Origin of the sequence: Mycobacterium sp. UNC410CL29Cvi84 (assembly GCF_000686745.1) — a bacterium.
GTDB lineage: Bacteria > Actinomycetota > Actinomycetes > Mycobacteriales > Mycobacteriaceae > Mycobacterium > Mycobacterium mucogenicum_B.
The window spans coordinates 17,474-36,822 of the sequence record NZ_JMLM01000001.1; the positions used below are offsets into that span (position 1 = coordinate 17,474).

A 19,349-nucleotide genomic window follows, 5' to 3' on the forward strand; every position below is an offset into this window, starting at 1 on the left:
CCCTTGAGGGGACACAACCGCCGAAATCAGTTTTCGGCGAGAGTCGCGTACTCCGTGCCGTCGCGTTTCCACACCACCCGGCCCGCCGGATCGGTGCCCAGCGCAACCAGTTCTCGCTTGAGGATTTTGTTGGTCGCGGTGCTGGGCAGGTCGTCGGCGAGCCAGACGTACCGCGGCCACGACTTCGGCGACATGTCCGGCTGCGTGGCGAGGAATTCCGCGAACGACTTCGGGTCGAGGGTCTGGCCGTCGCGCAGCACCATGGCGGCCATCACCTGGTCGCCGACGAACTCGTCGGGTACCGGGTAGACCGCGACACGGCTGATCACGGGGTGCCGCAACAGGATTCGTTCGATGGGCGCCGCCGTGATGTTCTCTCCGTCCACGCGCATCCAGTCGGCGGTGCGGCCCGCGAGGTAGATCCAGCCGTCGGCGTCGCGGTAGGCCAGGTCGCCCGACCAGTACATGCCGTGCCGCAGCCGTTCATCCGTCGCGCCCTGGTCGTTGTGGTAGCCGCGGAACATGCCGCTGCCGTTGGTGTTCACCAGCTCGCCGGTGGCCGCCTCGGCATTGATCAGGGCGCCGGTGTCGTCGAAGCGCGCCACCTCGCACTCCTGGACCGTCTCGGGATCGTAGACGGCGACGCCGGGGAAACCCTTGCCGACGCTGCCGGCCGGGGTGCCCTCGGAGCGGGTGATGATGATCGCAAGCTCGGTCGAGCCGAAGCCGTCCCACACGCTGCAGCCGAAGCGGCGGCTGAATTCGTCGATGTCGCGGTCGGCGGCCTCGTTGCCGAACGCCACGCGCAGCGGGTTGTCGTGGTCGTCGGGCTGCTCGGCGGTGGCCAGGATGTAGGCCAGCGGCTTGCCGACGTAGTTCATGTAGGTCGCGCCGTAGCGGCGGATATCCGGGAGGAACCCCGACGCGGAGAACTGCGCGGGCGCCATCGCCGCACCGGCACCGACTGCGACTCCCCAGCCGGCGTAGACGCCGTTGGAGTGGAACAGCGGCATCGCCAGATAACAGGTGTCGTTGGCGGTCAGCTCGTAGCGCTGCACGAGCGCCACCGCGGAGAACAGCACGATGGAGTGCGCCACCTCGACGGCCTTGGGCTCACCGCTGGTGCCGGAGGTGAAGATCATCATGAAGGTGTCGTCGGGCCCGACTTCACGATGCGGGGTCAGGTCCTGCTGCGGCCACTCGGTCGCGGTGACGTCGACGACGGTGACGCCGGGCAGGCTGAGACCGTCGAGCAGGTCGCGGTGTTGGGCGTCGACGAGGACGATCTGGCATTCGACGCGGGCGATGTCGCGGGCAAGCGCCGCACCGCGACGGGTGTTGTTGATGCCGCACAACACGTAGCCGCCCAGGGCCGCGGCGGCGAGCGCCGTGAGCATGTCGGGGGTGTTGCCCAGCAGCGTGCCCACGTGCAGCGGCCGCAGCGGGTCGGCCTCGCTGATCAGGGCGGCGGCCTGCGCCTGTGCTCCGGCGACGTACTCTCGCCAGGTCCAGGTCGCCTCGCCGTACTTGACGGCGACGGTGTCCTGGTCGGCGCGTTCGCGAAGCAACTGCTGAAGGGTGTCCGCCATGTGGGCTCCCGGTGCGTGGGCGATCACGAGTACCGCCCGGAGTAAACAGATTCTTGAAAGTGTCTACCATGGCTGACGGGTAGCGCAACAGGGTCAGCACCCTGGCAGAATCGTCGTTCGCCCGGTTGACATGTGAGGAGACATCCCGGTGGCAAGTCCAGAATCCCCGAGAAGCGTGCGTGATCGGTTGATCGATGCCGCTGAAGAGTGCATGCGCGCCAAGGGAATTCGCGCCACGACGGTATCCGAGGTCGCCGAGGCTGCCGGCGTCTCCCGCGGCTGGCTGTACCGGCATTTCCCCGACAAGGTGACGCTGCTGGGTGCCGCGATCGTCCGGCTCAACAACGCCTACTGGACCGACGCGCACGCCATGCTGGCGTCGATCGAAGGCCTGGACAACCAGATCATCACCGGAATCCAGCACGGCCGCACCGCGTATGACGATCCCGGCGCCCTGCTCATGAAACTGCGCGTCGAGGAGCCCGACGAGTTCGCCGCCTGCGCCGGCGCGGGCGTGCAGGGCCTGGTGCCCGACCTCGCCGATTTCTGGTCCCGGTACCTCGTCGCGGCCCGCGACAACGGCGAAATCCATCCCGACACCGATATCGACGACGCCGCCGAGTGGATCGCGCGCGTCATCCTGTCACTGGCGACGATGCCCGGACAGCGGCTGGACGCCAACAACGCCGACGAACTGCTGGCGCACGTGCGCCGCTACGTGATGCCGGGCCTCAAGGCCCAGCCGTAGCCTGACGGACAACGCAAAAGCCCCCAGAATCTGGTGATTCCGGGGGCTTTTGCGTGGGCTGAGGCCTAGTCGTTGTCCATGTTGCCCGGTGCGGTCTTGGAGACCTGGACCAGGAACTCGTAGTTGGTCTTGGTCTTGCGCAGCTGGCTCATCAGCAGGTCGATGGCCTGGTGCGGGTCCAGACCCGACAGCACCCGGCGCAGCTTGTGCACGACCGCGAACTCGTCCGGGCCGAGCAGCAGCTCGTCCTTACGGGTACCGGACGGGTTGACGTCGACGGCCGGGAACACGCGGCGCTCGGCGATCTTGCGGTCGAGCTTGAGCTCGGCGTTACCCGTGCCCTTGAACTCCTCGAAGATGACGGTGTCACCGGTGGAGCCGGTCTCGACCATCGCGGTCGCGATGATGGTCAGCGAGCCGCCGTTCTCGATGTTGCGCGCAGCACCGAGGAAGCGCTTCGGCGGGTACAGCGCGGTGGAGTCGACACCACCGGACAGGATGCGGCCCGACGCCGGCGACGCGTTGTTGTACGCGCGGCCCAGGCGGGTGATCGAGTCCAGCAGCACGACGACGTCCTTGCCCTGCTCGACCAGGCGCTTGGCCCGCTCGATGGCCAGCTCGGCGGCCTGGGTGTGGTCTGACGGCGGCCGGTCGAAGGTCGAGGCGATGACCTCACCCTTCACCGAGCGCTGCATGTCGGTGACCTCTTCCGGACGCTCGTCGACGAGCACCACCATGAGGTGGCATTCCGGGTTGTTCTTGGTGATCGCGTTGGCGATGTCCTGCATGATCGTCGTCTTACCGGCCTTCGGCGGGGACACGATCAGCGCACGCTGGCCCTTACCGATCGGCATGATCAGGTCGATCACACGCGTGGTCAGCCGCTCCGGAGTGGTCTCCAGGCGCAGTCGCTGGTTCGGGTACAGCGGGGTCAGCTTGGTGAAGTCGGGCCGGTTGCGCGCGGCCTCGACCGGACCACCGTTGACGCTGTCCAGACGCACCAGCGGGTTGAACTTCTGGCGCGGGTTGTTCCCACTCTGCGCGCCGCCGCCTTCGCCCTCGCGTGGGACCCGCACGGCGCCGGTCACGGCGTCGCCGCGGCGCAGGCCGTTCTTGCGGACCATGTTCATCGAGACGTACACGTCGTTCGGTCCGGCCAGGTAGCCCGAGGTGCGGACGAACGCGTAGTTGTCCAGCACGTCGAGGATGCCGGCGACCGGCTGCAGGACGTCGTCCTCGCGCAGTTCGGTCTCGGCGTTGCCGCCCTGGTTGTCGCCGCGCTCGCCACGACGACGACGGTCGCGGTCGCGGAATCGACGGCCACGACGGCCCTGGCGGCTGTCGTCGTCGTCATTGTTGTTGGAGTTGTCGCCCTGGTCGCGGTTACCGCCCTGATCGCGGTTGCCGCCCTGGTTGCGGTTGCCGCCGCCCTGGTTGTCACCACCGCGGTCGCGGTTGCCACCCTGGTCGCGGTTGCCGCCCTGGTTACCTTCGGCCTTGTTGCCGCCCTGGTTGCTGTTGTCGGCGTTCCGCTCGCGGTTGCGCTCCTCGCGCGGGGCGTCAGCGTTGTCCGCGTTCTCGGCCTTGTCGGCCTTGTCGGCAGGCTTGTCACCGGCATCGCCGGCTTCACCGTCGACGGGCGCACCGGCCCGGCGCGACGCGCCACGGCGCTCGCGGCGCGGGGTCTGCTCGCCGGCGGAGGCGGCAGCGTCGGTGTCGTTGTTCGCGGCCGGGGCCTGGGCTTCCTTGGCCTCGGTGGGGGCGTCGGTGCCGTTCACGGCCTCGGCGGCCTTGGTCTCGGTCTTGGCTTCAGCCTTGGCGGCCTTGGCTTCGGCCTTGGCGCCGTTGGCCTCGCCACGGTGTTCCCGGATGGCGGCGATCAGTTCGCTCTTGCGCATGCCGGAGGTGCCCTTGACGCCGGCCTCGGCGGCGAGCGCACGCAGGTCGGGGAGCAGAAGACTGGTCAGCGATCCGGAGCGTCCGGCCGCCGGCGCTTCAGTTGCCGGGGCATCAGTGTTGCCGTCGGCGGTGAAGAGGTCCGTATCAGTCACGGATTTCCTTTCTGTGCCCTCGCGCAGTTGATCAGGCGAGGGTTTGGTTCGCAGTCGGACGGCTTCCCCGAACCGCATTCGTCAAATGCCGGGTCGGCTGAGGCAGTGCAACAGCCAAGCACCAGGATTTGCCGCCGTGCGGCGAACCATCAGTCCACGAGTTGAACATCTAAGAGAAGAGTGGTCGTCCTACCGTAGGCGCAGGTACTAGAGCCTGCGATTGCTGGACGCTGCGAGAATATCTCTCATCCGACAATGAAGCAAGAATTGCCACTCGGCGTGTGCTCTCCGCTAAACGCCGGCACCGACGGTCCAGCGAACCCCTTGGCCCACCGCCATCTTCTCGACGGCGAAACCGTTGGCCGCACCGAATTCGAGGACTTCGGCCGGTAGTTCGGGTTCGGTACTGAATGCGATAACCGCAGGTCCAGCACCGGAAAGCACTGCTGCCACGCCAGAACGCCGGAGCATCGCCAGATATTCCGCCGAGGCCGGCATCGCCGCCGCGCGCTGCGGCTGGTGCATCACGTCCTCGGTGGCTGCCATGAGCAAATCCGGACGCTGCGTGAGCGCCACCACCAGGAGCGCGGCGCGGCTCACGTTGAACGTGGCGTCCTTGTGCGCGATCTGCTCGGGAAGCACCGCGCGGGTCTCCGCGGTCGACGACCGCACCTGCGGAATCGCCGGGAAGAGGTGGATGTCGGGATGCAGCGTCAGCTGCGCGGCCGCGTACACCGGGCCCGGCTCGGTGTACGACACCACCGCACCGCCCAGCACGGCGGCCGAGGCGTTGTCCGGATGTCCCTCGAACTCCGACGACAGCTGGACCAGCTGCTCGAGCGTCAGCGGCTGCGAACCGGATTGGGCGATAAGGCCATTGGCGACGGCCAGCCCGCCGACCACCGCGGCCGCCGACGAGCCGAGGCCGCGCGAATGTGGAATGACGTTGCGGCACTTGATGTTCAGCCCGGAAGTCGAAACGCCGCCGGCCTCGAGACCACGCCGGATGGCCCGCACCACCAGATGGGACTCATCCTCCGGAACCTGCCCGGCCCCCTCCCCCGTCACCTCGATGACGAGGCCGGAATCGGTTGTCTCAGCCTGAATTTCGTCGTACAGACTCAACGCCAGACCCAGGCTGTCGAAACCGGGGCCGAGATTGGCGCTCGAGGCGGGGACGACGGCGGTGGCGAGCAGGCCGGCGGGCAGGTTTTCGGTCACTGCGTCAGACCAGTCCGAGCTGTTCGACCACGGCGGTCGGGTCGACCGGGATGGCCTTGACCTCGGGCATGCCCTTGAGGGCATTGTCGGGATCCTTGAGGCCGTTGCCGGTGACGGTGCAGACCACGGTCGAGCCGGGCTTGACCCAGCCGTCCTCGATGGACTTGAGCAGACCCGCGATGCTGGCCGCCGAGGCCGGCTCGACGAACACGCCTTCAGCCTTGGCGACCAGGTGGTACGCAGCCAGGATCTCTTCGTCGGTGGCGGCGAGGAAGCGGCCGTCCGACTGCTCCTTGGCCGCCACGGCGCCGTCCCACGAAGCCGGAGAACCGATTCGGATCGCGGTCGCGATGGTCTCCGGGTTCTTGACGGGCTCGCCGAGCACCAGCGGCGCCGCGCCGGCCGCCTGCGTGCCGAGCATGCGGGGCAGCCGGTCGGACACGCCGTCACGGTGGTATTCGCTGTAACCGCGCCAGTAGGCGGTGATGTTGCCGGCGTTGCCGACGGGCAGCGAGTGCACGTCGGGGGCGGTGCCGAGCGCGTCGACGATCTCGAAAGCCGCGGTCTTCTGACCCTCGATGCGGACCGGGTTGACGGAGTTGACCAGGGCGATGGTCGGGTAGTCGGCGGTCAGCTTGCGGGCCAGCTCCAGACAGTCGTCAAAGTTGCCGTCGACCTGAATGATCTTGGCGCCGTGCATGACTGCCTGCGCCAGCTTGCCCATGGCGATCTTGCCCTGCGGGATCAGCACCGCGCAGGTGATGCCGGCACGCGCGGCGTAGGCCGCCGCCGACGCCGAGGTGTTGCCGGTGGACGCGCACAGCACGGCCTTCTGGCCGCGGGCGACGGCGTCGCTCACGGCCATGGTCATGCCGCGGTCCTTGAACGAACCGGTGGGGTTGAGCCCCTCGACCTTCAAATGCACTGTGCAGCCGGTCTGTTCACTGAGCCGCTTGGCGTGGATCAGCGGAGTGCCACCCTCGAGCAGGGTGACCGGCGTCCAGTTCTCGGTGCCGGGCAGACGGTCCCGGTAGGCCTCGATCAGGCCGGGCCACGGCTTGTGCACGCTCATTACTTACTGGTTCCTTCCATGCGCAGCACACTGTTGATGCTCTGCACTGCTTCGTGATCGGCAAGGGCCGCAACGGTTTCCGACAGCGCTTCGTCGGTGGCCCGGTGGGTGACGACGACGATGCGGGCGCCGCTGCGCTCGCCGGACTCGTCCTCCATGCCCTCCTGGCGGACCTCGGCGATGCTGACCTCACGCTTGCCGAATTCGGCTGCGACAGAAGACAACACACCGGGCTTGTCCGCCACGTTCATGCTCACGTAGTAGCGGGTCTCGATGGCGCCGATCGAGGCGATCGGCAGCTTGGCGTACTTGGACTCCCGCGGACCGCGGCCACCCTGCACGCGGTTGCGCGCGGCCATGACGACGTCACCCATGACGGCCGACGCGGTCGGTGCCCCACCGGCGCCGCGGCCGTAGAACATCAGCTCGCCGGCGGCCTCGGCCTCCACGAAGACCGCGTTGAACGCGCCGTTGACCGAGGCCAGCGGGTGGTCCAGCGGCACCAGCGCCGGGTAGACGCGGGCCGAAACCCGTTGCTTGCCTTTACCAGTGGTCAGCCGCTCGCAGATGGCGAGCAACTTGATGGTGCAGCCCAGCGCCTTGGCGGACTCGAAGTCGGCGGCGCTGACCTTCGTCATGCCCTCGCGGTAGACGTCGTCGGCGGTGACCCGGGTGTGGAACGCGATGGACGCCAGGATCGCGGCCTTGGCGGCCGCGTCGTAGCCCTCGACGTCGGCGGTCGGATCGGCCTCGGCGTAGCCCAGCACGCCGGCTTCGGCGAGCGCGTCGGCGTAGTCGGCGCCGGTCTCGCTCATCGCCGACAGGATGTAGTTGGTGGTGCCGTTGACGATGCCCGCCACCCGGCACACGACGTCACCGGCCAGCGACTGGGTGAGCGGACGGATCACCGGGATCGCGCCGGCCACGGCCGCCTCGAAATACAGGTCCACGCGTGCTTTTTCGGCCGCCTGGGCGAGTTCACCGGTGGACTGCGCCATCAGCGCCTTGTTGGCGGTGACCACCGACTTGCCCTGCTCCAGCGCGGCCATGATGGCCTTGCGGGCCGGCTCGACCGGACCCATGAGCTCGATGACGATGTCGACGTCGTCGCGCGAGACCAGAGCCTCGATGTCGTCGGTGAGCATGTCGACGGGCACGCCGCGGCCCTTGGCGACCTTGCGGACACCGACGCCGCGCAGCTCCAGTGGCGCACCGATGCGAGCGGCCAGGTCGTCAGCGCTGTTCTCGATGATCCGGACCACCTCGGTCCCGACGTTCCCGAGTCCGAGAACTGCTACGCCGATTGGCTTTTCACTCATTGACCACTCACCTCCAGGCTCAACAGGTCTTCAACGGTCTCCCGACGCAAGATCAGGCGTGCGTTGCCGTCCTTCACCGCGACGACGGCGGGACGGGTCAGCAGGTTGTACCGGCTCGACATCGAATAGCAGTAGGCGCCGGTGGCGGCAACCGCGATCAGGTCGCCAGGACCAACATCACTGGACACCCACGTGTCCCGGACGATGATGTCGCCGGTCTCGCAATGCTTTCCGACGATCCGGGCCAGCGTCGCGGGGGCGTCGCTGGCGCGCGACACCAGCCGGGCGTCGTACTGGGCGTCGTACAGCGACGGCCGGATGTTGTCGCTCATGCCGCCGTCGACGCTGACGTAGCGCCGGTACTTGTCGGCCGACACGGCAACGTCTTTCACGGTGCCGACCTCGTACAGCGTGATGGTGCCGGGGCCGGCGATGGCGCGGCCGGGCTCGACGACGAGCTTGGGAGTCGGCAGGCCCACGGCCTCCGATTCGGCCTTCACGATGGCCTTGAGCTTGTCGGCCAGCTCCTTCATGGGCGGCGGGTCGTCGCTGGGCAGGTACGAGATACCCAGTCCCCCACCGAGATCCATGACGGACATCTGCGCGGTCTTCTCGACACCGAATTCGGCGACGACGTCGCGCAGCAGGCCGATGACGCGGTGAGCCGCGATCTCGAACCCTGCGACGTCGAAGATCTGCGAGCCGACGTGGCAGTGCAGGCCGACCAGCCGCAGGTTGTCGGTGGCGAAGACCTTGCGCACCGCATCCATCGCCGCACCACTGGCCAGCGAGAGGCCGAACTTCTGGTCCTCGTGCGCGGTGGAGATGAACTCGTGGGTGTGCGCCTCGACGCCCGGGGTCACACGGACCAGGACGTCCTGCACCACGCCGGCCGCGCCGGCGATGGCCTCCAGGCGTTCGATCTCGATCTCGGAGTCCAGCACGATGTGCCCGACGCCGGCCGCGACCGCGGCCGTCAGCTCAGGGACCGATTTATTGTTGCCGTGCACCGTGATTCGCTCGGCCGGGAATTCGGCGTGCAGGGCCACGGCCAGCTCGCCGCCGGTGGCGACGTCGAGGCACAGACCCTCCTGCGCAACCCAGCGGGCAATCTCGGCGCACAGGAACGCCTTGCCGGCGTAGTGCACGTGCTCGCCGCCACCGAACGAGTCGGCGATCTCGCGGCATCGCGACCGGAAGTCGTCCTCGTCGATGACGAACAGCGGTGTGCCGAACTGCTCGGCCAACGCGCCGACCGTCACACCGGCGACGCTGACCTGCCCGTCGGCGCCCCGAACCAGGTTGCGCGGCCAGACGTTCGGCGCCAACAGGTTGACCTCGTCGGGCGTCCGCGGCTTCTCCGGCACCACGTTGCCGGTCGGCTGTCCGCTCACATCCGCTCCGGTGCACTCACGCCGAGGATATGCAGACCGTTGGCGATGACCTGGCGGGTCGCCGCGCACAGCGCGAGCCGCGCCCGGTGCAGGTCGCTGTGCTCTTCGTCGCCCATCGGGAGTACCCGGCAGGAGTCGTAGAACCGGTGGTAGTCACCGGCCAGGTCTTCCAGGTACCGGCACACGCGGTGCGGTTCCCGAAGGGCCGCAGCGGTTTTGAGCACCCGCGGGAACTCGCCGATGGTGCGCATCAGCGTGGCTTCGCGATCGTGGCTCAGCAGATCGAGGTGACCGAGGTCCGACTGCAGGCCGAGGTCGGCGGCATTGCGCGCCAGGGCCGACAACCGCGCGTGCGCGTATTGCACGTAGTAGACCGGGTTTTCGTTGGACGCGCTGGCCCACAGCCCCAGGTCGATGTCGATGGGGCTGTTCACCGACGACCGGATCAGCACGTAGCGGGCCGCGTCCACGCCGATGGCGTCGACCAGGTCCTCCAGGGTGATCACGGTGCCGGCGCGCTTGCTCATGCGCATCGGCTGGCCGTCCTTGACCAGGTTGACCATCTGGCCGATCAGCACCTCGACGGTGTCGGGGTCCTCGCCGAGCGCGGCGGCGACGGCCTTCAGACGGCCGATGTAGCCGTGGTGGTCGGCGCCGAGCATGTAGATGCACAGGTCGAACCCGCGCTGGCGCTTGTCCAGGTAGTACGCGATATCGCCGGCGACGTACGCCGGGTTGCCGTCGCTCTTGATGACGACGCGGTCCTTGTCGTCACCGAAGTCGGTGGTGCGCAACCAGATTGCGCCGTCCTGCTCGTAGATCGAGCCGTTCTCGCGCAGCTTCTCGATGGCCTGCTCCACCCGGCCCGAGGTGTGCATCGAGTCTTCGTGTGTGTAGACGTCGAAGTCGGTGCCGAAGTCGTGCAGCGACTGCTTGATCTGGCCGAACATCAGGTCCACGCCGAGCTCGCGGAAGACTTCCTGACACTCGTCGGCCGGCAGGCTCAGGGCGTCGGGTCGCTTGGCCACGACGTCAGCGGCGATGTCCTTGATGTAGTCGCCGCCGTAGCCGTCCTCGGGGGCCGGCTCGCCCTTGGCGGCCGCGACCAGCGAGCGGGCGAAACGGTCGATCTGCCCGCCGTGGTCGTTGAAGTAGTACTCGCGGACGACGGTGGCGTCCTGCGTGGCCAGCAGGCGGCCCAGCGCGTCACCGACGGCGGCCCAGCGGGTGCCGCCGATGTGGATGGGGCCGGTCGGGTTCGCCGAGACGAACTCCAGGTTGATGTGGCGGCCCTTGAGCTCCTCGGAGGTGCCGTAACGGTCCCCGGCACCCAAGACGTTGAGAACGACGACGCTCTGCGCGGACGCCTCGATGCGCAGGTTCACGAAGCCCGGACCGGCAACCGTGGCGTCGGCGATACCGTCGGCGTCGTTCAGCCGCTCTGCCAGCCATTCGGCCAGGTCACGCGGGTTGACGCCGACCTTCTTGCCCAGCTGCAGCGCCAGGTTGGTGGCGTAGTCGCCGTGCTCGGGGTTGCGGGGACGCTCGATGGCCACTGTTTCGGGCAGCGCAGCGATGTCCAGGTCGTGTTCGACCAGGACCACGGCGGCGGTGTTCTTGAGCAGTTCAGCCAGATCGGCGGGGGTCACGGGGGTCCATCCTATGGGCTGAGCTGCTCAGGCTTGTCATCGGTCACCTGCTGGTCGGTAGCAGGCGGCCAGCAGAATTACTGCGCCTAAGGTCCGATTCATGCCGTTAGGCTCGAATGCGTTACTCTGTGAACGCCCAACGGCGCCGCTGGCTCGCCAGCATCAAGCGCCCCCGTAGCTCAGGGGATAGAGCGTCTGCCTCCGGAGCAGAAGGCCGCAGGTTCGAATCCTGCCGGGGGCACCACTACAAAACCACCGCTCACCAGCGGATAAAGGTTGATTTGGCCGACTCTCCGGCAAGTCCCAACGATGATCCAACCATTAATATCTTCGCTGGTAGCTCGACTTCGTTAGCTGTCGAGATTGCCCCACTCATCGCCCAGCACCCACCGAACCGCCGAAATCGACCCACTGAGGAATCCCCAGTCCCAGTCGGTTGCAACGTCTTGGTCGAGTACCTCGCGCGGTATCTGTTCCTCCACCCGACGCTTGCCCCGTTCCGCCCCGGCCTTGATGTCGGCGGGTACACCGTCCCAACTTGGATGATCAAACGGCATTTTTCGGCCGTACCAGAGCCGGTCGAAAAGCTCGTTCTCCTTTGTGATGATGTCGGACACTCTGCGCAGTGTCGACAGTCCAACATCGTGCTGCCATGCAACGTCTTGGTGCTGTGCGATGAGGTTTCGCAACTGCGGACGTTCCCAGGTTCTGATGCGAAACGGCGGGTTGTTGTTGCGCCGGTAATCATCGATCCAGTTCTTTGCACCGTTGCTCAGGAATCCCGAAACCATATAGAGCAGTACGGCTGGCCTTTCAGCGTTTGCCCAAGCAGCGGCGTTGGTGAGAGCGTCGGGTGGGACTGCGTTGCCATGGTGCTTGCAGTCGATAAACCAGGTCTCGGTGTAGGCGTGGCCGTCGATGTCAGTGCGTGCGTACTCCGCAACTATGTCGCGGCCCTGATCGGATGGCGAACCTGACTTTGGCGTGCCTTTACGCCAGTCGACGTTCGTGAAACCAGCAGCAATCAGCAAATCGAAGCAGAATTCTTCGAAATCGGTTGGTGACAAGTTGCTGAAGCTAACGGCGCCGAGCAGGTCACCAGAGTCAGAGTCAGCCGCACTGTCATCGCGCGTAACCTCCGCCAGTTCGTCTGAAGCGTCGTCAGTCATGTCCTGCCTTCGGGCGATTCGCGGATCTGGCGCGGTTGGGTGCTATCCGAACGTTCCCACCGATAGCCCGCTTCGTCTTCGAACTCGACCACGATTTGTAGCCGGTAGTCCGCGCTGGACGCTTTGAACGCCATTACCGATTGCTGATTCGGCGTGAGTGTCTTAGTCCACTCCGTCGCCATTTCGCCGATCATCGCTTCGCGTAACTTGTCGCCGAAGTCAGGGCCAAGCCGCTGAGCGATGTAACGGTCCATCTGCTGGCTGGTCAGGTTTCCAAGATTCGGCGACCTTGCGCCGACGCGCTGCACACCGGGCAGGAGTCCGCCGCCGCCACCCACCATGCCCATCATCTGGTTTAGCGCTTGCATCGGATCGCTTTGCATCGCGCCCGACACCGCGCCACGTAGCCCTTCGGCGATCATGCGTTCGATCCCCTGGCCGATCTCCACTTCGTTGTTGGCCTGGCGACACCCATCGGGAACATCGTTGCCGTCAGCGTCCACGGCGATGACGCGCACGGCGAGCAGGCTCACCGCGCCGTTGCTCAAGTTGTTGACGCGCGCTGTCCATAGGTTCTCGCCGAACATGTCGGCGCGATTGATCGACGGAACGATCTTGCGAGCTTGCGCCTTGATTCGGTCGTCTTCGGCGCGCTGCATCACGGCCATCTGGTCGTTGTAGCGGTTGCGATCCTCAATCGCTTGCGTCTCGCGGTCCTCACGTTCGCGGCGCGCCTTGCGCGGTTCGCGCCACACCGCGACGTAGAGCGCGATGAGGACGCCGACGGTTGTCGAGACCGACGTAGTGATCTGTAGCCAAGCCGGAATCAGATTCACGGTTAACTCCCCTAGGTTCGTTCGAACCTTCCGGTTCAAATAATAGGGACGCAGTACGACAGTTTCGACCAGCGCACCGGTAGCATCGTTCGACCAACCGGAGGGAACGCAGGGGGGCACGTGCAACATACGTTTGCGGAGTGGTACGAACCGGACGACCCGACGCTCAGGCTTGTTTTCGAAACCGGCACCGTCGCGCTCGACTCTAACGTTCTTCTCGATCTCTATCGGACAGGTAGCGATCAACGGGCGCAGATCCTCGGTGTGTTCGAGCAATCCGACATTCGTCCGCGAGTCTGGATTCCGTACCAAGTAGGACTCGAATATCAGCGAAACCGTCTAGAGGTCGCACGACAACATCAACCGCAGTACGAAAAAGTTCGCGTAGACGTCGCCAAACTCGGCGATTCGCTCGATGGCGCTATCTCGGGTATCCGTGACACCGAAATTCAGAAGTCTATAAAGGGAATTGTAACGCGGAGGCTCGAAACTGCTACTAAAGCGATTCTTGAACACATTAACTCTCTGGAACAAAGGCACGTAATCGCGTATGACGAGATCCGCACCAACGATCCGTTGAGAGTGCGCATTGATGGGATTTTGCGCGACTCGACACAGGTCGGGCCAAAGCCAGATTCCAAAACGCTGGAAGATCGAAAAAAATCCGCCGAAGAACGTTACCAAAACGATGTCCCACCGGGCTATCTAGATGCAGGTAAATCCGAAAATCCAGAGGGAGACGCACTCATCTGGTTCGAGATCCTAGATCATGCCGAGAAAGCGGATCGCCCGGTACTGTTCATTACTTCGGATGTCAAACCTGATTGGTATCGTCGCGAAGGTGGTCACACGCTAGGCCCTCGGACCGAACTGAGATCTGAATTTTCCACGCGTTCAAAGCACCACTACCACCAAGTTCGATTAGCGACATTTCTGCATCTCGCGAACAAATACCTGAACGCTGGCGTCAGCGGAGAAACTATCGACAGTGTAGTGGCACTGGACGAAGAGAGGCGCATCGCCCGCGAAGAGGCACGCGAAAAGATGCGCTTGGAACGGTTCAGACGACCAGTAACCCATCGGGAACTAAGCTTGGCCCTCAGTCATTTTGAGCCCGGAACGCGCCAGTACAAGAACATCCAAGACGGCCTCGACATTCTCACCGGAGAACGTGAGTATGACCGATTAATGGTAAATCGAGCTTTAACGACTCTCGATCGAGCAGCGGCGGAGCTACGACAAGAGTCTTTGGTTGCGGACAAGCCCGCAACGCGTGAGCACATGCGGAGAAGAATCCGCGAACTCATGACGGCAATCGGTCCTCTCGACGACGAAGAGCGGGCAATCATAAACGACGTTGCGCGGACGATGGAATATAAACAACTTGTCGAGTTCTTGGATGCGTATCGGAAATTACGTAAACACAGCGACGGATTTCAGTTGAGCTTTACCGAGAGGCAAAAACCGCAAATCGATGAACTTGATCATGAAGCCGAAGATCCAACCCATATTTAGCATGGAATCGCAAACGCCCACCGAAATAGTACGTCCAAAAACGCAGGTATAGGTCAGTACGACACCCGCCGACCAGCGCTGAAGCCGACGTACTCGCCGCCAGGGCCGACCCGACCGGCGCTGACCTTGCGTGACACGACTTTGGTGGGCACGGCGCGTTGCACCCGCGACGACCGGCGGGCGGGCGGCGCGAATCTCCCTCGGCGGTCGCGCTCGTAAACTCGTCGCTTCGCCATCGCATTACTTTTTCTTGAAGCGGCCAGACTTGGCCGTGGCCGGCGCTTGTCCTTTGCCCTACTTGGCAGCCATGTCATCGTTCCTTTCGATGGTCAGGTGCGGCGGTCGACGCGGACATCCGGCCCAAGGTCAGCCGGATCGCGGATGATGCCGTCACGGTGGCGACGGTCGACCAGCGGCGCGACATCGGCGCGGTTACGGCTTCGTCCCGGCCCGTACTCGGTGCGCCTCCCCGGTCACGACGGCCACGCTTGGCATCGGCCATCGTGTCGAGAACGTCTTGCGGGACGTTGGCCGAAAAGAGACCCATCGCGCTAAACCGGGACCTGGTCGGCGGTCGGCTTGGCGTAGGTGGTGCCGGTGCCGATCTGGATTGCGACCGCCGCGCCGCGCTGGCGCACACCGACGACGAACGAACGGATGTAGGTCGCATCGGTGATCGGGTAACCGGTGTTGCCGGGGACGGCCAACAGTCCGCGATACGACTCGATGGGGTGTTCGCGCCGTCGTCCCCATTACAGACGCCCGTCAGTCGCACGGCCCGGAACCCGGCGTTGCCACTTCGGCCGACACTGTTTATCCGCGTCAGAAGGCGTTGTGCCACTTGATAAGACGTCATCCCAACGGGCGGATCATCGATGCCCCGGGCCGTCAGATAGAGGGCGTCCTTGTCGTCGTCACGAACAACGCGTGTGTCACCGCTAGACAAAAGCGCGGCCAGGCGGGTCGCCTTCGAGCCACACCTTCATCACCACAGATTGGGACTGTTAATGGCCGCGGGCAAATTATCAAACGACTGGGCTCGCAGAGTTGACTGCCGTCCCAAGAACCCTCCGATCCCTCCGTCGCAGTCTGCCCTCACTAACCACAGCGCTGGGACGGACTGGATCATCGTCCGACGCATCGCAGCATTCCCAGCCCCGCGTCGGCCACCTGCAGCATGGCACCGGCGGCTCCCGCCCACGCGGGCCGCCCACTGCCACCGCACACGTGGCACCCGGGCGACAACATGACCTACTCCCCTACGACATGAAGAGCGACCCGGGCAATAGGCCGTATCAGGGCCACCTACTTAGCGGCGCATGGGACAGCGAGAACCCGCCGAACGTCCGTCAGGAATCGTTCGACTTCTGTTCGTGAGATCAGCGGCGGCCACCCTCGTTGTATCCCGGCGACGCCACCTCGGCTTCGGTCAGCTCGAAGGGCGGCGGCGCGACGACTTCAGGGGCGAAGAAATTGCCGCCTGTCGGCGTCCCCTCGGCGGGCGGTGTGCTCTCGGCGGCCGGTGCGGTGATGATCTCGCTGGTCCCGACGACGTCGTCGTCGGCGTCGGCAGCAGCTACGACACTCGCGGAAGGGCGAGGCACCCACACCATCAGGTCCTGGAATCCGTCGTTGTAGACGACGCTGTTCGGCGCCTCACCGACGACGTCGAAGTAGAGCTTGCCGGTCGTCGTCCCACCAGGCGGCGCCGACGGCACGCCCCCACCGATGACCCGGTAGTTCGCGCCGCTCTCGGCGCGGGCGTTGAAGAACCCGACGATCGGGTTGGCCCAGCCGCCGACCCCTTCGACCGTGACGGTCGCCGAGTAGAGCCGGCCGTTATGCGGCACGGGGTCCGAACTCGGCTTCAAGCCCTTGACCGTATAGCCGATCTCGTTCAGCGTCTCCTGCTGACCGAAGGGCTTGATGTTGTTGGCGGCCGAGGCGGAGCCCGCCGTCATGCCGGCCATACCCAGCGCGATCGCGGCGATGCCCACGGGCGCCACAAGTTTGATCTTCACCGTTACTCCCGTCCCACACCGAGGCAGTGTCCAACGCGGAGGTTACCCGTCGAAGTGCTGGTCAAACGCGGTTTTGCCGGATCTTTCCGTCAGGCACTGTCCGGCTGCCGGGAAGCCGCGATCCGCGGCGCGCCCAACCGAGATATCAACGACCCGAATCTCGCGATCGAAAGGATGTCATGGGCAAGCAATTTGGGTGGAGACGCTTCTTGGTGATCGCGGTGCCGGTGTCGATCCTGACGTTCATCCTCGACGTCGTCTTCCACAAGACGGCGGGACCGGCGCTGTTCGGCAACAGCTACCCGGCGGCCGACTACCCGCAGCGCCCGCTGGCCGAAATCATGGACCTGTTCCCGTTTCTCGGGTTCACATACGTCCTGCAGCTGACGATGCTGTGCTTCCTGTTCCTGCGGCTGTACCCCGGCCGTGGGCTGGGAAAGGCCGCCTGGTGGGGCATCTGGGGCGGCCTGTTCGTCGTCATCCCCAACATGCAGTTCTTCGTCGCCGTCTCCCACACCACGTGGACGATGCTGATCATCCAGATGATCGAAGCGATCGCACTCTGCGTGCTGGCGGCGTGCGTCTTCGAGATCGCCTACCGCCCAAAGGACTACAACCAGGACAGCGCGGCCACCACGAGTGCCTCGGTGCCGGTGTCGAGCGTCGGCTGAATCACCGGGCCGAACGTCGGCGAGTGGTTCACCGGGATGTCCTGGCTGATCCGGCCGGCTTCGGCGGCGCGGGTGAATTCCGCGGCATCGATGCCACCGAACATCCAGTAGGTGTACGGCACACCGAGCGCCCGGGGGATGTCGCTGAAATCCTCACTCGCGGAGGCCTGCGGGATGGCCAGCACGCGGTCGCCGAACTGTTCGACGAAGGCGTCGTGCACACGGGCGGTGGCGGCTTCGTCGTTGTCGGTGACCGGAAACTGGTCGTAGAACTCGAATTCCGGCTCTTTCGGTGAATCCGACGCCTGGCACTCTGCGATGACGATGCGCTTCACGGCCGCGATGACCGCGGTGCGCACGGCGTCGTCGTAGGTGCGCAGGTTCAGTTCCAGCACGGCGTGGTCACCGATGATGTTGCTCTTGGTGCCCGAATTGATGCTGCCGACGGTGAGCACGACGGTCTCGGTCGGCGCGACTTCACGCGACACGATGGTCTGCAGCCGGATCACGATCATCGCGGCCAGCACGACGGGATCGATGGTGGCGTTGGGCATGGAGCCGTGGCCGCCGCGCCCGTACACCGTCACGCGGATGCTGTCGGCCGCGGCCATGACCGGCCCGCTGCGGGTGCCGACGAATCCGGCCGGCGCCGGCGCGACATGCTGTCCCAGCGCCACGTCGACCTTGCCGACGACGTCCGCCAGCCCGTCGGCGACCATGCCGGCGGCACCGCCACCAACCTCTTCGGCGGGCTGGAACAGCGCAATCGCGGTGCCCTGCCAGTGATCTCGCCCATCGGCCAGCAGCGCGGCCGCGCCGAGCAGACAGGTGACATGGGTGTCGTGGCCGCATGCGTGCATGACGGGCACGTCCTTGCCGGCGCCGTCGGTGCCGCGCACGGTGCTCGCGTAGGGCAGCCCGGTGGCCTCGGCAACGGGCAGCGCGTCCATGTCGGCCCGCATCAGCACCGACGCGCCGTCCCCGTTGCGCAGGATGCCCACGACGCCGGTGCCGCCGATGCCGGCGGTCACCTCATAACCGAGCTCGGTCAGCTTGTCCGACACCAGCTTTGCGGTGCGATGTTCCTGGTGTGACAGCTCCGGGTGCTCGTGCAGATCGCGGTACAGGTCCTCCTGCCACACCCGCACCTCGGGCAAGCCGGCCAGCACGTCCGTCGCACGACTCATAGCGCCGCCTCTCCGGTGAAATCCTTGACCACGTCGGCCACCCGACGCAGCTGGTCGATGTCCGAGCTGGTGGGGATGAGATGCACCTCGTCGGTGCCGATGTCGTCGAACTTCTGCAGCACGTCGAGCAATTCGTCTTCGGTGCCGGCCCAGCCCGTGGTCGGCGCCATCGCGTCGACGTACTCCTCCGGAATCCAGTTCATGTACCGGCGCAGGTGCCGGTGCACCTGGCTGCGCGCCTCGTCTTTCTCACCGAGGGCGAACCAGAACGACGTGGCCAAGTGCGGCTTGGGTTTTCCCGCCTCGGCCCAGGCCTCCCGGGCGACGTCGAACAGTTCGCTCTCGCGCTCCACGTTGAGGTCCAGCGTGGTACCCGCCATGCCGTCCGCCCAATTGGCCGCGCTGCGTACGGTTTTCGGACCGATGGTGCCAACCAGCAATCGCGGGCCGCCCGGCTGAACAGTCTCGGGCCCGACGGGCAGCACGGATTCGGTGAGCTTCTCCCCCGCCCACACGCGCTTCATCAGCGCGACACGTTCGGCCATGCCGCGCATGGTCTGGGTCTTCGGGTCGGCGCCGACGGCGTTGTAGTCTTCGTGCCGGCCCCCGACGCCGAGGCCGACCGTCAGCCGTCCACCGCTGAGCATGTCGCCGGTGGCAAGCGCTTTCGCCAGCATCACCGGATCATGCAATTGCGGGACGATCACCGTGGTGACCAGCCGGACCCGGTCGGTCCAGGCCGCCAGCGCGCCGAGCAGCGTCAGCGAATCGGGATTGTCGAACGCGATGCGCTCACCCCAGCACAGGGACGAGAAGGGCCCGCCGTCGATCACTCTGGCCCACGCCGTCAGCGTTGCCGCATCGAGGTTGGGCTCCATCACTGGCATCGTCATCCCGATCTGCACAC

At 65.6% G+C, this 19,349-nt stretch carries 17 protein-coding genes and 1 tRNA gene; 4 read left to right on the plus strand and 14 right to left on the minus strand.

What is annotated here, in order from left to right:
• Positions 1–26 precede the first annotated feature (26 nt).
• A complete protein-coding gene (gene fadD1, locus BR47_RS0100110) occupies positions 27–1,589 on the minus strand; it encodes a fatty-acid--CoA ligase FadD1 (RefSeq protein ID WP_029118217.1) in 1,563 nt (520 codons plus the stop codon).
• Positions 1,590–1,764: 175 nt separating this feature from the next.
• On the opposite strand from fadD1, the gene BR47_RS0100115 reads away from it, so the two are divergent.
• On the plus strand, positions 1,765–2,337 hold the full coding sequence (locus tag BR47_RS0100115) for a TetR/AcrR family transcriptional regulator (RefSeq protein ID WP_263863805.1): 573 nt from the start codon (positions 1,765–1,767) through the stop codon (positions 2,335–2,337).
• Between the two features lie 65 nt (positions 2,338–2,402).
• Here BR47_RS0100115 and rho read toward each other — a convergent pair whose 3' ends face one another.
• The 6 genes from rho to argS form a co-directional block, all read right to left on the minus strand.
• Positions 2,403–4,388, minus strand: coding sequence for a transcription termination factor Rho (gene rho, locus BR47_RS0100120; RefSeq protein WP_029118219.1), 1,986 nt, complete (start codon positions 4,386–4,388; stop codon positions 2,403–2,405).
• 291 nt (positions 4,389–4,679) lie between these two features.
• Positions 4,680–5,609: a homoserine kinase gene (gene thrB / locus BR47_RS0100125; RefSeq protein ID WP_029118220.1), complete on the minus strand. Its 930-nt coding sequence runs from the start codon at positions 5,607–5,609 to the stop codon at positions 4,680–4,682.
• Positions 5,610–5,613: 4 nt separating this feature from the next.
• Positions 5,614–6,681 carry a threonine synthase gene (gene thrC / locus BR47_RS0100130; protein WP_020104115.1) on the minus strand — a complete coding sequence of 356 codons (1,068 nt, stop codon included), beginning with the start codon at positions 6,679–6,681 and terminating at the stop codon, positions 5,614–5,616.
• Entirely contained in the window at positions 6,681–8,000 is a 1,320-nt protein-coding gene (locus BR47_RS0100135; protein WP_020104114.1) for a homoserine dehydrogenase, read from the minus strand. Before BR47_RS0100135 ends, thrC begins: the two co-directional genes overlap by 1 nt.
• A complete protein-coding gene (lysA, locus tag BR47_RS0100140; protein ID WP_177127432.1) occupies positions 7,997–9,367 on the minus strand; it encodes a diaminopimelate decarboxylase in 1,371 nt (456 codons plus the stop codon). The genes BR47_RS0100135 and lysA overlap by 4 nt, the downstream gene beginning before the upstream one ends.
• A 23-nt stretch (positions 9,368–9,390) precedes the next feature.
• Positions 9,391–11,043, minus strand: a complete 1,653-nt coding sequence (gene argS / locus BR47_RS0100145; RefSeq protein WP_029118221.1) for an arginine--tRNA ligase — start codon at positions 11,041–11,043, stop codon at positions 9,391–9,393.
• 168 nt (positions 11,044–11,211) lie between these two features.
• Here argS and BR47_RS0100150 point away from each other — a divergent pair.
• A tRNA-Arg gene (locus BR47_RS0100150) sits at positions 11,212–11,287 on the plus strand.
• A 106-nt stretch (positions 11,288–11,393) separates the two neighbouring features.
• On the opposite strand, the gene BR47_RS0100155 is transcribed toward BR47_RS0100150, so the two are convergent.
• Together BR47_RS0100155 and BR47_RS0100160 are read right to left on the minus strand one after the other, a co-directional pair.
• Positions 11,394–12,212 (minus strand): restriction endonuclease, encoded by an 819-nt coding sequence (locus BR47_RS0100155; RefSeq protein ID WP_051634534.1) that lies wholly within the window; start codon positions 12,210–12,212, stop codon positions 11,394–11,396.
• Entirely contained in the window at positions 12,209–13,048 is an 840-nt protein-coding gene (locus BR47_RS0100160; RefSeq protein WP_029118223.1) for a hypothetical protein, read from the minus strand. Before BR47_RS0100160 ends, BR47_RS0100155 begins: the two co-directional genes overlap by 4 nt.
• 120 nt (positions 13,049–13,168) lie before the next feature.
• Between BR47_RS0100160 and BR47_RS32905 the strand changes: the two genes are divergently transcribed.
• The gene (locus BR47_RS32905) at positions 13,169–14,563 is read left to right on the plus strand and encodes a PIN-like domain-containing protein (RefSeq protein WP_141772310.1); all 1,395 of its coding nucleotides are present in this window, start codon (positions 13,169–13,171) and stop codon (positions 14,561–14,563) included.
• Between the two features lie 310 nt (positions 14,564–14,873).
• Here BR47_RS32905 and BR47_RS0100180 read toward each other — a convergent pair whose 3' ends face one another.
• The 3 genes from BR47_RS0100180 to BR47_RS0100190 all read right to left on the minus strand — a co-directional run bounded on the left by BR47_RS0100180 (position 14,874) and on the right by BR47_RS0100190 (position 16,584).
• Entirely contained in the window at positions 14,874–15,110 is a 237-nt protein-coding gene (locus BR47_RS0100180; RefSeq protein WP_029118225.1) for a hypothetical protein, read from the minus strand.
• A gap of 4 nt (positions 15,111–15,114) precedes the next feature.
• Positions 15,115–15,270 carry a hypothetical protein gene (locus tag BR47_RS32910; RefSeq protein ID WP_155987054.1) on the minus strand — a complete coding sequence of 52 codons (156 nt, stop codon included), beginning with the start codon at positions 15,268–15,270 and terminating at the stop codon, positions 15,115–15,117.
• A gap of 672 nt (positions 15,271–15,942) precedes the next feature.
• The gene (locus BR47_RS0100190) at positions 15,943–16,584 is read right to left on the minus strand and encodes a DUF1942 domain-containing protein (protein ID WP_020104111.1); all 642 of its coding nucleotides are present in this window, start codon (positions 16,582–16,584) and stop codon (positions 15,943–15,945) included.
• A gap of 179 nt (positions 16,585–16,763) precedes the next feature.
• Here BR47_RS0100190 and BR47_RS0100195 point away from each other — a divergent pair, with 179 nt between their 5' ends.
• Complete coding sequence (locus BR47_RS0100195; RefSeq protein WP_020104110.1) at positions 16,764–17,255, plus strand: hypothetical protein; 492 nt, start codon at positions 16,764–16,766, stop codon at positions 17,253–17,255.
• Here BR47_RS0100195 and BR47_RS0100200 read toward each other — a convergent pair.
• Both BR47_RS0100200 and BR47_RS0100205 read right to left on the minus strand, forming a co-directional pair.
• Positions 17,195–18,442, minus strand: a complete 1,248-nt coding sequence (locus BR47_RS0100200; RefSeq protein WP_020104109.1) for an amidohydrolase — start codon at positions 18,440–18,442, stop codon at positions 17,195–17,197. The two genes, BR47_RS0100195 and BR47_RS0100200, sit on opposite strands and share 61 nt — an antisense overlap.
• Entirely contained in the window at positions 18,439–19,335 is an 897-nt protein-coding gene (locus BR47_RS0100205) for an LLM class flavin-dependent oxidoreductase (protein WP_029105835.1), read from the minus strand. Before BR47_RS0100205 ends, BR47_RS0100200 begins: the two co-directional genes overlap by 4 nt.
• Positions 19,336–19,349: the final 14 nt, after the last annotated feature.

Coding starts and splice junctions, on each gene's coding strand:
- fadD1 (WP_029118217.1), bottom strand. CDS start 1,589: ATGGCGGACACCCTTCAGCAGTTGCTTCGCGAACGCGCCGACCAGGAC.
- thrC (WP_020104115.1), bottom strand. CDS start 6,681: ATGAGCGTGCACAAGCCGTGGCCCGGCCTGATCGAGGCCTACCGGGAC.
- BR47_RS0100135 (WP_020104114.1), bottom strand. CDS start 8,000: ATGAGTGAAAAGCCAATCGGCGTAGCAGTTCTCGGACTCGGGAACGTC.
- BR47_RS0100155 (WP_051634534.1), bottom strand. CDS start 12,212: ATGACTGACGACGCTTCAGACGAACTGGCGGAGGTTACGCGCGATGAC.
- BR47_RS0100180 (WP_029118225.1), bottom strand. CDS start 15,110: ATGGGTCTCTTTTCGGCCAACGTCCCGCAAGACGTTCTCGACACGATG.
- BR47_RS0100195 (WP_020104110.1), top strand. CDS start 16,764: ATGGGCAAGCAATTTGGGTGGAGACGCTTCTTGGTGATCGCGGTGCCG.
- BR47_RS0100200 (WP_020104109.1), bottom strand. CDS start 18,442: ATGAGTCGTGCGACGGACGTGCTGGCCGGCTTGCCCGAGGTGCGGGTG.
- BR47_RS0100205 (WP_029105835.1), bottom strand. CDS start 19,335: ATGACGATGCCAGTGATGGAGCCCAACCTCGATGCGGCAACGCTGACG.